The 13,487-nt window shown below is 63.8% G+C and carries 16 protein-coding genes and 1 tRNA gene; 13 read left to right on the top strand and 4 right to left on the bottom strand.

Annotated elements, in window-relative coordinates; all coding sequences use genetic code 11:
- Positions 1-2: 2 nt before the first annotated feature.
- From ACW4LP_RS08100 to ACW4LP_RS08115, 4 genes are read left to right on the top strand one after another with little or no spacing between them, the layout of a single operon-like run.
- Positions 3-443: a hypothetical protein gene (locus ACW4LP_RS08100; protein ID WP_161127579.1), complete on the top strand. Its 441-nt coding sequence runs from the start codon at positions 3-5 to the stop codon at positions 441-443.
- A complete protein-coding gene (locus ACW4LP_RS08105) occupies positions 443-889 on the top strand; it encodes a hypothetical protein (RefSeq protein WP_302011374.1) in 447 nt (148 codons plus the stop codon). Before ACW4LP_RS08100 ends, ACW4LP_RS08105 begins: the two co-directional genes overlap by 1 nt.
- Positions 886-1,362, top strand: a complete 477-nt coding sequence (locus ACW4LP_RS08110) for a DUF192 domain-containing protein (protein WP_084280629.1) — start codon at positions 886-888, stop codon at positions 1,360-1,362. Before ACW4LP_RS08105 ends, ACW4LP_RS08110 begins: the two co-directional genes overlap by 4 nt.
- Positions 1,359-1,652 (top strand): hypothetical protein, encoded by a 294-nt coding sequence (locus ACW4LP_RS08115; protein WP_022740659.1) that lies wholly within the window; start codon positions 1,359-1,361, stop codon positions 1,650-1,652. The genes ACW4LP_RS08110 and ACW4LP_RS08115 overlap by 4 nt, the downstream gene beginning before the upstream one ends.
- Here ACW4LP_RS08115 and ACW4LP_RS08120 read toward each other — a convergent pair.
- Complete coding sequence (locus tag ACW4LP_RS08120; RefSeq protein ID WP_022740658.1) at positions 1,649-1,993, bottom strand: winged helix-turn-helix domain-containing protein; 345 nt, start codon at positions 1,991-1,993, stop codon at positions 1,649-1,651. The genes ACW4LP_RS08115 and ACW4LP_RS08120 overlap by 4 nt on opposite strands.
- A gap of 28 nt (positions 1,994-2,021) precedes the next feature.
- The gene (thrC, locus tag ACW4LP_RS08125) at positions 2,022-3,596 is read right to left on the bottom strand and encodes a threonine synthase (RefSeq protein WP_302782819.1); all 1,575 of its coding nucleotides are present in this window, start codon (positions 3,594-3,596) and stop codon (positions 2,022-2,024) included.
- Between the two features lie 197 nt (positions 3,597-3,793).
- Between thrC and ACW4LP_RS08130 the strand changes: the two genes are divergently transcribed.
- From ACW4LP_RS08130 to ACW4LP_RS08160, 7 genes are all read left to right on the top strand, one after another.
- Positions 3,794-4,075 (top strand): FeoA family protein, encoded by a 282-nt coding sequence (locus tag ACW4LP_RS08130; RefSeq protein ID WP_225885503.1) that lies wholly within the window; start codon positions 3,794-3,796, stop codon positions 4,073-4,075.
- A 147-nt stretch (positions 4,076-4,222) separates the two neighbouring features.
- Entirely contained in the window at positions 4,223-4,453 is a 231-nt protein-coding gene (locus tag ACW4LP_RS08135) for a FeoA family protein (RefSeq protein ID WP_161127584.1), read from the top strand.
- 147 nt (positions 4,454-4,600) lie between these two features.
- Entirely contained in the window at positions 4,601-6,937 is a 2,337-nt protein-coding gene (feoB, locus tag ACW4LP_RS08140; RefSeq protein WP_455803704.1) for a ferrous iron transporter B, read from the top strand.
- A 16-nt stretch (positions 6,938-6,953) separates the two neighbouring features.
- On the top strand, positions 6,954-7,256 hold the full coding sequence (locus tag ACW4LP_RS08145; protein WP_117284312.1) for a hypothetical protein: 303 nt from the start codon (positions 6,954-6,956) through the stop codon (positions 7,254-7,256).
- Positions 7,257-7,365: 109 nt separating this feature from the next.
- Entirely contained in the window at positions 7,366-7,746 is a 381-nt protein-coding gene (locus tag ACW4LP_RS08150; protein WP_256156232.1) for a metal-dependent transcriptional regulator, read from the top strand.
- 99 nt (positions 7,747-7,845) lie between these two features.
- The gene (locus ACW4LP_RS08155) at positions 7,846-8,784 is read left to right on the top strand and encodes an FtsB family cell division protein (RefSeq protein ID WP_147319467.1); all 939 of its coding nucleotides are present in this window, start codon (positions 7,846-7,848) and stop codon (positions 8,782-8,784) included.
- A gap of 25 nt (positions 8,785-8,809) precedes the next feature.
- Positions 8,810-9,760, top strand: coding sequence for a Ppx/GppA phosphatase family protein (locus ACW4LP_RS08160; protein ID WP_173114237.1), 951 nt, complete (start codon positions 8,810-8,812; stop codon positions 9,758-9,760).
- Here the strand turns inward: ACW4LP_RS08160 and ACW4LP_RS08165 are convergent.
- Positions 9,761-9,843, bottom strand: a tRNA-Leu gene (locus ACW4LP_RS08165).
- An 87-nt stretch (positions 9,844-9,930) separates the two neighbouring features.
- Entirely contained in the window at positions 9,931-10,602 is a 672-nt protein-coding gene (locus ACW4LP_RS08170) for a sortase (RefSeq protein WP_173114234.1), read from the bottom strand.
- Between the two features lie 235 nt (positions 10,603-10,837).
- Between ACW4LP_RS08170 and ACW4LP_RS08175 the strand changes: the two genes are divergently transcribed.
- Positions 10,838-12,553 (top strand): ATP-binding protein, encoded by a 1,716-nt coding sequence (locus ACW4LP_RS08175; protein ID WP_161127588.1) that lies wholly within the window; start codon positions 10,838-10,840, stop codon positions 12,551-12,553.
- Positions 12,554-12,658: 105 nt separating this feature from the next.
- The gene (locus ACW4LP_RS08180; protein ID WP_197745952.1) at positions 12,659-13,369 is read left to right on the top strand and encodes a response regulator transcription factor; all 711 of its coding nucleotides are present in this window, start codon (positions 12,659-12,661) and stop codon (positions 13,367-13,369) included.
- Positions 13,370-13,487 lie beyond the last annotated feature (118 nt).

Raw genomic sequence — 13,487 nt, forward strand, 5'->3', positions numbered from 1 at the left:
CTATGGACGTTCTGCGAAAGGAGCGCGGGGATGCGGGCCAGGCTACCGTCGAGCTGGCTGTCGTCCTTCCCGTGGCCATTGTGCTCGCCGTCATCGTCGTGAACGCGCTGTCGTTTTTCGAGGCATGCGCGGCTTTTGACCAGCTGGCCCGTCAAGCCATCTGCGCCTATGCTCCGTCGCCCGATGCGGGCCAGGGGCCGGCCGAGGTGGCCGCTCTTGTGGAAAGCGAGCTGGAGGAGGCTTTGGGTACTTCCAACCTGGCAATCGAGGTAACGGTTCAGGGGCGGGCAGGCTCCTATCAGCGCTATTGCGGACGTCTCTCCTTTGCCCCTACGCTTTTCGGGCTGGGGCTTAAAGACGAGGTGTTCGGTGTCTCTCTTCCGAGGCTCGTCCACGAGGTCGATCTGACGGTGGACGCCTATCGGCCGGGGGTGCTGCTCTGATGGGTGCCGGGAAGACATGGCGCCGTCGATTCGGGTGCGCCCTCGCGCTTGTCCTGGCCCCCCTGCTCGCTCTGGCTTTGGGGCAACCGATGGGGGAGGCCATGCTGCCCGGGGCGCCAGGGGAGCTTGAGCCCGACGTCGGTCTGCGCGCGGCGTGGGAGGCCCCCAACTGGTTCGCCGAGGAAGTGGTTGATGTGAACGGTCGCGAGGAGCTGCGGGCCAATGACGACTGGTCGGTGGTCTCCTTCGTTGAGGAGGGGGACGGCCTGCCCGATCGCCTCGTTGGCGAGCTGGAGGGACGCGGGTGGGCACTGGTGGCCAGTGGCCAAGAAGGAGTATGGACGGGAGTCAAGGAAGGAGGGCGGTGCTCATGGCTCGCACTCAGCTGCACATGGGTGGGCGACGTGCTATGCGTGGTCCTTCAAGTAAATGCGCCGATGGGATGAGGGGAGACGCAAAAACGGCGTTTGCGCGCCTTTGCACGGTAAGGGATGGCGATCGGGCCCCGTTCGAGGGCCGATGGGTGGTAGCTTCAAGCCCGCTTCTGCGGTTGCGCGGATTGGCGGGACGCAGGCCGGATTCTACGGTCATGGTGTTCCCGCGCTGTCGCGATGTGCACACGCTGACGATGCGGCATCCTCTGGACGTTGCCTTTCTCGACAGGAGGGGCCGGGTGATAGCGGTTCATCGTCTCGTGCTGCCGGGGGCGCGCCTGCGTTGCGGTCGAGCCTGGGCGGTAGTGGAGCGCTTTGCCCGGCCGGGGCCCTGGTTCGTCCGAGGCGATGTGTGCCTGCTCCCCGATGCTCCGCGACGCAGAAAGCCGAGGGCGCCCGCTCTCGCAAGAACTCAGGCCGCTCCGGAAACGTCGGGCGGCAGAGGAGCGGTTAAGAACGAAACCAAGAGAAGGAGACATCGATGAAAATTTGCCCAGTTTGCGAGAGCACCCTGTTCGATGACATGGATACGTGCTTCGGGTGCCTGTACCGTTTCGGCAGCGATCCGGCTCTCGAGGCGGCCCGCTCTGCGAAGGCAGTGCCCTGGCCCGTAGATGGAGGGGAAGGGGAGTGCGCTGCCAGCAGAGGCGGCGAAGGCGGTTCTGCCGCCCCCACCGCCCAGGAGATGAGCGTTCCTGGCTGGCGTCTGCGCGTGCGCTCCGAGGGGCTTCAGCCCCGGGGGAGTTCGCTTACCATAGAGATCGAGCCCGTCTAGCGGGTCATCTCCTTGAAGAGGCGATCGGCCTCGGCTGAGAGGTGCTCCTCGATGGCCAGGTAGGCATCGAGGAGGCGATTTCCGTCCTCGGTGAGCGTGGAGCCGTGAGCCCCGTCGCGCAGGAGGAGCTGCACGTCGAGTGTCTCCTCAGTGTCTTTGATGATGCGCCAGGCCTTGCTGTAGGCCATGCGCATGCCCTTGGCGGCCGCGTTGAGGGAGCCCATCTCGCGCACGCCCAGGCAGAGCTTGGCGATGCCCGGTCCGAAGGCGGACTTGTTCTCGGAAGAGGGGTTCGCCACGGTGAGGCGGACGGTGGTGGAGAGGTTCTTCAACTGGCCCATGATGGCATCGCTTCCGTTCCCGGGAGGCCTAGCGGGTGAGGAACGCCTCGGCGGCGTCCTCGATGGCCTCGACGTCGTTGTCGATAACTTCGGTGAATCGTACTTGCATTGTATCCAGGTTGGCAAGTCCGGCGGGGATGTGATGCTTGTCCGTTTCCTCGGCGATGAGCTTGTTCAGCTCGCAACCGGTGAGCGCGGCCACGTCCGCGGGCAACTCGCCAGAAGGCTCGATGCCGTGAATCGCCCGGTAGACGTTGTTGCCGAATTTTGCCCAGTGGGCCGTGGAGGCGATGAGGACGGGGTTCTCGCCGCGCAGGTTCTGAGCGGCGGCGTAGGCCACAGCGGTGTGGGGATCCAGCAGGTAGTCGTGGGCGTCGAGCACTTCGCGGATGGTGGCGAGACAGGTGGCGTTGTCCACGGAATCGGCGCTGAAGTTCTCCCGCACGCGGCGGAACGTCTCGGCGTCTACGCGGAAGCAACGGGCGTCGGCCAGATCGGCCATCCACTGGCGAATAGCCTCGCCATTGCGGCCCGTGAGCTCGAAGAGCTGGCGCTCGAGGTTGGAGGAGACGAGAATGTCCATCGAGGGAGAGGAGGTAAGAATGAACTCGCGGTCGGAGATGTCGTAGGTGCCGGTGTTGATGAAGTCGGTGAGCACGCGGTTGTCGTTGCTGGCGCACAGCAGCCGTTCGATGGGCACCCCGATTTGCTTGGCGTACCAAGCGGCCAGGATGTTGCCGAAGTTGCCCGTGGGAACGCACACGTCGATGGGGCATCCGGCTTCGATCTTGCCCGCCGCCACGAGTTCGGCATAGCTGGAGATGTAATAGACCACCTGAGGCAGCAGCCGCCCCCAGTTGATGGAGTTGGCGCTGGAAAGGGTGATGCGGTACTCGTCCAGCAACTTCTCGGCGAACTTCTCGTCGGCAAAGGCGTGCTTGACGCCGGTCTGGCAGTCGTCGAAATTGCCGCGCACGGCCCATACCTGCACGTTGTCTCCGGTGGTGGTGACCATCTGCTTGCGCTGGATGTCGCTCACGCCGCCATCGGGGAACAGCACGCCGATGGAGACGCCGTCTACACCCTTGAAACCCTCCAGGGCGGCCTTGCCGGTGTCGCCGGAGGTGGCCACGAGGATCATGAACTCGTGATCGAGCGTTCCCTCCTCGCGCAACTTCTCGGCGCTGGCCGAGAAGAAATGGGGCAGGCACTGCAGGGCCATGTCCTTGAAGGCGCTCGTCGGCCCGTGCCACAGTTCCAGGATGTGGGTGCTCTCGTCCAGTGAGGTAATGGGGCAGATGGCCTCATCGTCAAAATTGTCGCCATAGGCGCGGCCCATGAGCTCGTCGATGGCCTCGTCGGGCAGGTCGACGTTGAACGCCTTGTAGATGGCGGCCGCCCGCTGGGCATAGGGGAGACGCGCCAGAGCGCAGATCTCGTCAAGACTCAGCGTCGGCAGCTCTTCGGGAACGTAGAGACCGCCGCCTTGGGCCAGGCCGTTGATGACGGCTTGGGTGAAAGGCACCGGCTCGCCGGCTGCTCCACGCGTGTCCACGTACAGGTTCTGGCCGAACGAGGCGGCCCGATCGATGCGTTGCGCCATGAATCATCCTTTTTCAAAGAGGTCAGATGGGATAAAGGATACCACGTCGCCCGCCCTTTGGCGGGGCGTTTCAGGCGGACTGTGCGAGTTTCGCGCTCACGTGACAAAGTATGAAAAAGCAAACTTTTAGGGTTTACATAGTCTAACTTTTGGCTATAATACAATGTTGCATGCAGCTAACATTGATTGGAGTCATCATGAGCAATGCGATGGTTATGGAGAGCGCCGTCTGCCGGGCCAGCAGCGCGGGCGCGTCGTGCCAGCCGATGCCGCTGACGTTCCTGCGTCGCGGCGATGCCGCTCAAGTTGTCCGCGTGCGGGGAAAGGGCGATGTGCACCATCATCTCGAGAACCTCGGGTTCGTCGAGGGAGCGAAGGTGTCCGTCGTTTCCGAGCAGGCAGGAAACTTCATCGTGGAGATCAAGGGCGCGAGTGTGGCGCTCGATAAATCGGTGGCCGCGAAGATCATCGTTTCATAAGAAGGCACGCCCGTCGCGCGCCCGCAAAGATGGGCGTCAAGAGGCGTTCGTGTCGTCGCGCGATCGCAATGACGGACGCCGCGGGGCGCCTGCGTTGTCGTGCCGACCCAATCAACCGGAATCGCCGAGAGGACAGAAAGGAAGAACATGGCTGAGGACAAGACCCTGCGCGATGTGCCCGTGGGGCAATCGGCGACGGTGCGCCGCCTGGTGGGCGAGGGCGCCATCAAGCGCCGCATCATGGATATGGGCATCACCAAGGGCACCGATATCTACGTGCGCAAGGTGGCGCCTTTGGGAGACCCCATCGAGGTGACTGTCCGCGGGTTCGAGTTGTCGCTTCGCAAGAACGAGGCGCAAAACGTGCTCGTATCCTAGGGGAGCCGCACCTCCCCTGCGCCCGAGGGCGCATTTTTTCTCCCCTCTAGTTAGTTTTATCTAACTTCTGTCTTCGCCGCGGCGCGCATTGGGAGGCGCGAGAAGGGCCCGGCGAACAACGGTTTTTTGGAGAAGGAAAGGCTGATCATGGCTATCAACATTGCCCTTGCAGGCAACCCCAATTGCGGCAAGACGACCATGTTCAACGATCTGACCGGCGCGAACCAGTACGTGGGAAACTGGCCCGGCGTGACCGTTGAGAAAAAAGAGGGCCGCTACCGCGCCGATAAGGGGGTGGTCGTCACCGACCTGCCCGGCGTGTACTCGCTCTCGCCCTACACCCCCGAGGAGATCGTCACCCGCGATTACCTCATGAGCGGCAAACCGGACGCGGTCATCAACCTGGTGGACGCGACGAACCTCGAGCGCAACCTCTACCTCACCACCCAGATCATCGATCTGGGCATCCCCACCGTCGTGGCCCTCAACATGATGGATCTCGTGGAGAAAAACGGCGATAAGATCGATGTCGATGCCCTTGCCAAGCGCTTGGGCTGCCCGGTGGTGCCGACCTCGGCGCTCAGGGGCCGCGGCATGGAGGAGGTCGTGAAGGCCGCCATCGAGGCGGGCAAGAAGGGCGCCGCCCCTGCGACCACCCTGCGTTTCACCAACGAGGTGGAAGAGGCCTTAGCCCGGGTCATCGACGTGGCCGGCGCGGCCATCAAGGGCCGCCATGCTCGCTGGTACGCCATCAAACTCCTGGAAGGCGAGCAGCTCACCATCGACGCGCTGAACCTGCCGGCCGCCGCGCTCTCGAAGATCGCCGCCATCCGCGAGCGTCTGGAAGATGCGGAGGACGACGACGCCGAGTCCATCATCACCAACGAGCGTTACGACAATATCACTGAGGTCTGTGACGCCTGCGTGAGGAAGTCCCCGAAGACCATGACCACCACCCAGAAGATCGACCGCGTGGTCACCAACCGCATCCTGGGCATCCCGATCTTCATCGTCATCATGTTCCTCGTGTACTACATCTCGGTGTCCACCGTGGGCACCATCGTGACCGACTGGGCCAACGACGGCCTGTTCGGCGACGGCTGGCTCTACACCGGCACCGAACAGTACGAGGCCGCCGTCGAGGAGTTCGAGGGCATCCTCGAGACCGACGAGGGCGTGGCTGCCTTCGAAGCTGGCGAGTTGGAGGAGCCCGATCCGGCCGACTACGGCTTCTACCACGTGGGCGTGCCCGTCGTGGTGGGCGGCTGGCTTGAATCCATCGGCGCCGCTCCCTGGGTGCAGTCGCTCGTGCTGGACGGCATCATCGCCGGCGTGGGCGCCGTCATCGGCTTCATCCCGCAGCTGATCGTGCTGTTCATCCTGCTCGGTTTCTTGGAGGGTTGCGGATACATGGCCCGCGTCGCCTTCATCATGGACCGCGTGTTCCGCCGCTTCGGTCTGTCCGGCAAATCCTTCATCCCAATGCTCATTGCCTCCGGTTGCGGTGTGCCCGCGGTCATGGCCACCAAGACCATCGAGAACGAGAAGGATCGCCGCATGACCATCATGACGACGACCATGATCCCCTGCGGCGCCAAGCTGCCCATCATCGCGCTCGTCTTCGGCGCCCTTGCCGGCGGCGACTACGAGGCAACCTGGTGGGTCGCGCCCGTCTTCTACTTCCTGGGGCTGTTCGCCATCATCCTGTCCTGCATCATCCTGAAGAAGTTCCGCGCCTTCTCCGGCGAGGTGGCCCCCTTCATCATGGAGCTTCCCCAATACCATCTGCCCACAGTGAAGAACGTACTGCTTTCCATGTGGGAGCGCGTGCGCAGCTACGTGGTGAAAGCCGGTACCATCATCTTCCTGTCCTCTATGGTCATCTGGTTCCTGCTGAACTTCGGCTTCTACGAGGGCTCCTTCGGCCTGCTCGACCCCGAGGTTGACGACTATATCCAGTACAGCCTCATGGCCGGCCTCGGCAACCTGCTCGCCTGGATCTTCGCGCCGCTCGGCTTCGGCAACTGGGAATCTACCGTCACCTCCATCACGGGCCTTGTGGCCAAGGAGAATGTCGTGGCCACCGTAGGCGTCATCACGAGCCTCGGCGAGGAAATCGGCGAGACCGACCCGTCGCTGTGGGCCTCGTTTGCCGCCATGCTCGGCGGCAGCTCGGCGGCCATCATGGCCTTCTGCGCCTTCAATCTTTTGTGTGCGCCGTGCTTCGCGGCCATCGGCACTATCCGTCGCCAGATGATGTCGGCGAAGTGGACCTGGGCCGCCATCGGCTACATGTGCGCCTTCGCCTGGTGCGTGGGCCTCATGATCTACCAGTTCGGCGGCCTTATCGCCGGTGAGATCGCCTTCGGCCCGTTCACGGCTTTGGCTGTCGTGGTGGCCGCGGGCATGCTGTACCTGCTGTTCCGCCCGGCCGCCAAGCCCAAGGGCGCGGGCAGGCTGGAAGCGGCGAGAAAGAACGCCTAAGTTGCAAGGAGCCATTATGCAAGAGCTCAGCCTCAATTTCCCCACTGTCGTCATCCTTTTGGTCATCCTGGCCCTGGCGGTGCTCGCCATCCGGCGCATGACGCGCCGCGGCCTGTGCGACTGCGGCGACCACTGCGGCGATGGAGAAGGGGGCTGCGCCGGCTGCTCCCACTGCGCTTCGGCCGTTCGACCGACCGTTTCAAGCCGCATCAACGGCACGGGTGCCGGTGACGAGATGCCGCCGTGCTGCCAGGCAGCCGAGGCTATGGCCCAAGCCGCCGCCAAGGCCGTGGGGGATCAGGCCCCGCGCCGTCCGTAACCGTTTGGCGAAGACAATGTGAAAGAGGCTCGGAAGTTTCGGCTCCGAGCCTCTTTTTTCTTCGCGCGCCGTGCTATGATGATCTGACTTGTTCGATAAGGAGATTGCTGTGGTGAAAACGTCCATGTCCCACGAGGATTACCTCGAGGCCATCGTCATGCTGGGCGGCACGACCGACGCGCCCGTGCGCTCGGTGGATGTGGCCAACAAGCTGGGCGTTTCCAAAGCGTCGGTGAACAAGGCCATCTCCGCTCTGAAGGAGCAGGAGCTGGTCGTGCAACCGCACTACGGCGACATCACGCTGACCGAGGCGGGCTACGCCTACGGTCGGTCGGTGCTCGACCGCCATCGCATGCTCTTCGACTTTCTGACCAAGGCCTTGGGGGTCGAGCCCGAGGTGGCGGAAGTCGAGGCCTGCCAGATGGAACACGCCATCAGCGATGCCTCCTTCGAGAAATGGGGCGCGTTCGTCCGTAGCCTCGACTTGTGAGCAAGGGGCGCCTCGGCGCCTGACCGATAATCTACCCGCTTTCGACTGACTACCCGCACCAGAAACGAACCCCGGCAGCGAAAGGACGAGCGAACTCCCGTGCCACGACAGGCGAATATCGTTTCCTTCGACACAGCGCGACGCGTTGCGTCGGATCGTCGTGCGCGCCAGACGCCGCCTGTGCGCGCCCATGCCGGCCGCTTCGCCGATGACCCGGATTTCGAGGTGCGCGTGACCGGTCGAGCCGCAAGCGCCGGGCGCTCTTCGGCCCGGTCGTTCGCCGCGCCGGCATCCGGTTCTCGCTACGCGCCCCTTTCCATGAGCGACGCCCACCGCGGGCCGGGCTCTTTGGAATCGCGCGGGGCCGCGCGCGCCGCAGATGTCGACGACGAGGAGCTGGAAGCCCCCTTGGGGCCCTTGGGCCGCCTGACCTCCCGGTTCGGCAAGAAGCGCCGCCAGCGCGCGAAAGAGCGGGCGGGTCGCGCCTACTATCGCCAGTACGAGGCCGGCAAGCCCTCGGACGCCTCCCAAGCCGGTCCGCGCGCCGCCGTGTACAAAGGCGAGATGGGCTCGTCGCACCGCCGTTCGTCTCGGATGCAGCAGAAGGAATCGGGCGCCTCTGGGCGCGTCAAGATGCCCGAGGCGAAAGCTCCTTTCTTTACTCGGGCGCCTTTCATCGTCACCTGCGCCACGGTTCTGTGCCTGGGGCTGGGGGCGGCTTTCCTCTACGGGCCGGCCCAGCAGCTCTACCAGGACATCCGCGAGCGAGACCGCCTCGCCGCCGAGTACGAGGCCGTCACGGAGCGCAACGCCGCCATCGAGGCGTCGGTGGATGCCCTTTCCACCGAGGCCGGCATCGAGGACGCGGCCCGCACGCAGCTCGGCTGGGTGCACGAGGGCGAGCACGCCGTGTCCGTGAGCGGGCTGGACGAAAAGGACGAGGCCTCCGAGTTCCGCGGCAACATCGTTTCCGAGGACATCACCGCCCCCGACACCTGGTACTCGGATCTCCTCGATCCCCTCTTCGGCGTGGAATAAGGTTGAACATCGACAGGAGCACGATATGACGTACGCTGATGGGCGCTATGGGGCCTTGGATATCGGGACGGTGACCTGCCGTCTTCTTGTGGCGGACGTGGAGGACGGACGCATCATCGACGTGGACAAGGAGTACGCCATCACCGATCTAGGCGTGGGCGTGGACGCTACGGGGCGCCTGTCCGAGGCGGCTATCGAGCGGGTGCTCGCCTGCGTGGATCGCTACTTGGAGGTGCTCGCACGTTACGATACCCCCGAGCATCCCGTGCGACGGCTCATCGCCATGGCCACCTCAGCCTCCCGCGATGCGGCCAACGGCCCCGAGTTCGCGGCCCGCTTGGCAGAGCGCGGCGTCACGTTGGCGGTGATCCCCGGCTCCCGGGAGGCGCAGCTCACGTTCTTGGGCGCTTCCAGCGATTTCCCCGGCGAGAACCTGCTCGTCGTCGATATCGGCGGCGGTTCGACGGAGGTGGTGGCCGGCCGCTTCGGCGAGGATCCCGTTGCTTCCCATTCCTTCAACATCGGGTGCCGTCGCGTGACGGAGCGGTTCTTCCGCGACGATCCGCCGACGCCAGACCAGATGGATGCGGCCCGTCAGTGGATTCGCGAGACCATGGCGCCGTATTTCGAAGGCTTGGCCACCGCCGGGTTCGCCATCGACCGCGTGGTGGCCGTGGCCGGCACGGCCACGAGCGTCGTGAGCATCCGCGAGGCCATGGAGGTCTACGATTCCTCCCGCGTGCACAAGGCCGTTGTCGCTGCTGGAGAGCTTGCGGCCATCGAGGAACGTCTGGCCGCCGAGCCGCTGGAAGAGCGCAAGGCTACGGTGGGCCTCGACCCGAAGCGCGCCGGCGTCATCGTGGCCGGATTCGTCATTTTGGAAGAGGTGCTGGCTCTGGCCGGCGCCGACGCCTACACGGCCAGCGAATCGGACATCCTCCACGGCATGATCTTCGAGGCCGCCCGGGAAGATTGATGGTAGGGGCGGTGGGACTCGAACCCACAATCCGAAGAGGCGGATTTTAAGTCCGCTGCGTATGCCAATTCCGCCACGCCCCCGCGTATCGTGTGCCGTCCGATAACGGCGAATGTACGCATGATACCACGACAAGAGAGCGCTTCGCGCGACGTTCGCGCCCGTCGCCCCTAGCGGGCCATGACGCAGCGCACCCGCTGGTTGTCTCCGGTGCAGGTCTGCAGGGTGATGGTCTCGCCGGTCGGCGCGATGCGGCCCTCGTAGACGAAGTAGTTCGACCCGTTGGGCAGAAAGAGCGTGTCGAAGACGTAGTAGGTACGCGAGGCGCCGTCGTCGTCGAACACGGTGATCTTGTCGCCGATTTCCAAATCCATGACGCGCTCGAAGACGCCGGGGTTGTGGCCGATAAAGTAGGTGTTCGCGTTGTCGGAGACGCACCCGGTGCCCACCCAGGTGCTGGCGTAGCCGTCGGGCGCGGTGATGTCGGCTGGCTCGCCCTGGCGATAGGGCACTTCCTCGCCGAGGAAGCAGATGAGGCTGCTTGCGGCATTGGGCGTTCTGTCGTCGTCGGCCGAAGGTGCGGGCTCGGCCCGGCGCGCTGCCTGCAGGGATTGCTCGGTGAGCACATCCTGGCGGGCCTCATCAAGGTGGTGGGTCCACACCCACAAGGTGTCGCACACGCCCTGGCCCATGCGCCCCGTGAAGCGGAAGGGCGGCACCTCGTCGGCATCGCTTTCGGGCGCGGCGGCTCCCAGCATGATGGACAGCCCCAGGCACACCGCGAGAACCAGGGCAAAGGCCCTGGCTGCCTTTCGCGATGCGAGGAGGGGGCGAAGGCTCACGAGGCTCTTCCTTTCCACGATGCTTTCTCGGTGCAGCCCAGATGCGCGCCGCCGACAGGGAACAAGGAGCGCGCCGAAGCTTTCGCCCTCACTTTATCGACTTCCCGTCAAGATTTCCACCCCTCATCCCTTAATATCCTGTTAATCGAAAGCTTAGGCAAAACTTAGGCTGCGGTGCATGGGCGTCGGGTTACCATGGGAACTTGGAGAATCTTGTCGGTGCGAGGGGGTGGCCATGAGGATACGCAATATCAGCTTGCGAGTGGTATCGCTGCTCGTGCTCACCTTCGTGTTCGTGGTGGCCACCGCGGTGTTCACGCTCTTCGACATCCGCATGCAAACCCAGAACATGGAGGACTCGCTCGCCGAGGAGGCGCGCACCTTCGCGCGCGAGATGGACGCCGTGTGGGAGTTCATGGACAACTCCCAGCACACCATCAACAACACAACGACGGGCGTCTACGAGTTCAAGGGGCTGCACTGCGCCATCGTCGGCAAGAGCGTCGGCGCCATCTTCTCGGCGGGCAACAACTACTCCATCCGCTACACGAACTTCGAGCCGCGCCGGGCTCAGGACAAGCCCGATGCCTTCGAAACCGAGGCGCTGGCCCTGTTCAACGAGCAAAAGGACACTCAGGAGTTCTTCCGCATTGTGAGCGACGACCCGGCCGAGGTCGACCGCGCCCAAACTTCGGCCGACAACGGCGCCGCGCAGTTCCGCTATGTGCAGGCGCTCAGGGTAAACGAGAGCTGCCTTGAGTGCCATGGCGAACCGGCCGGGGAGATCGATGTCACCGGCTTTCCCAAGGAGGGCTGGACGCTGGACTCCGTCGGGGGCGCCATCAGCATCGTCATTCCGCTGGAGCAGCAGTATCAGGCCCTGCGGGAAAACGTTGTCCGCGACGTGGGCTTCTTCCTGCTTCTGGCCACCTTCATCGGCATCGTGGTGTTCGGGCTCATGACCGTGTTCGTGCTGCGGCCGCTTGAGGCTATGAAGAGGGCGTTCGGGGAAGTGGGCGAAGGACGTCTTCGGCAATCCATGGACGACGCGGGCACGGCGCGCGAGGTGGCGAGTCTCATCGATCGCTTCAATGTCATGTCCCGCGAGCTGAGCGTTACCTACGAGGAGCTCGAGGAGCAGGTGGAGGCGCGTACCCAGGACTTGCGCCGAGCCAACGAGGAGTTGGCTGCCCAGCGCGATAACCTGGAGGCCTTAAGTGAGAAACTGGCGAAGGAATCCCAGGTGAAGAGCGATTTGCTCTCTATGGTGAACCATGAGCTGCGCACGCCGCTCACCTCCATCATCACGCTCGCCCAAATTGCGTTGGAGTCGGGCGGGGCCGACGAGGAGGAGCGTCGCAGCTGGGAAGAGGTGCGCAAGTCGAGCTCGGTGCTTTTGGGGATGATCAACGACATGCTGGATATCGCCCGGTCGGACGCGGGGGCGATGGCGGTGTCTATGGAGCTGATGGATCTGGGCGACATCGTGGCGTCGGCGCAGAGCACCATCGGCCCTCTGGCTGTGGGGGCGCGGGTAACGCTGGCGACGACGGTGGCTCCGGATGTCCCGCTCGTTTCCGGCGATTACGAGAAGATGATGCGCATTCTGGAGAACTTGGGCAGCAATGCAGTGAAGTTCACGCCGGCTGGGGGCACGGTGTCCCTTTCCGCGATGCGCGAGGAGGAAACCGGAGATGTGCTGGTGACGGTGTCCGATAACGGCATCGGCATCGCCAAGGAGAATCAGGAGCGCATTTTCGACCGGTTCTTCCAGGTGGATAGCTCTACCACGCGCATTTACGGCGGCAGCGGGCTGGGTCTGGCGCTCGTTCGCGAGTACGCCGCGGCCCAGGGCTACACCGTGGGGGTGGAAAGCGAACTGGGGTGTGGAAGTGCGTTTACCGTGCGCATTCCCGTCAAGGCCGTGGTAGAGTTGGACGAGGACGAGTAGGCGGCTCGGAGCCACCTGCGCCCGCAGGAAACGCGGGTCTAGGATCGGCGGTCGCGGGGTGTGGCGCCTCGAAGGCCGCGGAACGCGAGAGACGAGGAGGCGGCTGTGTACAAGGTCATGCTCATCGATGACGAGGAGAGCCTGCATATGGCCATCGAGAAGCTGCTCACGAAGAACGGCTACGAGTATTGCGGGGCCACTGACGCCGAGTCGGGGATGGAAATGCTTGCCGCCGAGAAACCGGACTTGCTGCTTTTAGACGTTATGCTGCCGGGTATGAATGGGTTCGATTTGTGCACGCGTATCCGCGCCGAGGGGCGGCGCATTCCCATTATCTTCCTGTCGGCGAAAAACGACATTGTGGACAAGTCCATTGGGTTTAGGGCCGGGGGTGACGACTACGTGACGAAGCCCTTCGACGCCACCGAGCTTATTTTGCGTATCGAGGCCCACATCCGCCGTCACAAAGATACGATTGATTTCGCTCGCTGCACGACCCGCGACGGATCGGTGACTATCGGCGACTTGGAGGTGCGTTTCGACGAGTACCAGGTGCTTGTGCACGGTGTTCCTGCGAATTTGACTACCAAGGAGTTCGAGATCGTGGCCTTTTTGGCGACGCACCCGGGTAAGGTGTTCACGCGCGGTCAGATTCAGGAGTACATCTGGGGCGAAGGGGAGGTGGACGCGCACTCGAACTCCATCACCGTGTTCGTGCGCAAGATACGCGAGAAGATAGAGGAGAACCCCAGCGAGCCCAAATACCTGCTGACGGTGCAGCGCGTTGGTTACAAAATGGCCGACACCTTGGGGTAGGCACAGGCTGTGGCGATCGTGTGGATCATGCGGGCCGCTCCGGGTCGCGCCGAGCGCCAAATCCTAAAATGAAACATCGCCAAATCCTAAAACGCCCTGTTCGGAATGCTTGTCGATT

Source organism: Adlercreutzia sp. CNCM I-6215 (assembly GCF_977072315.1).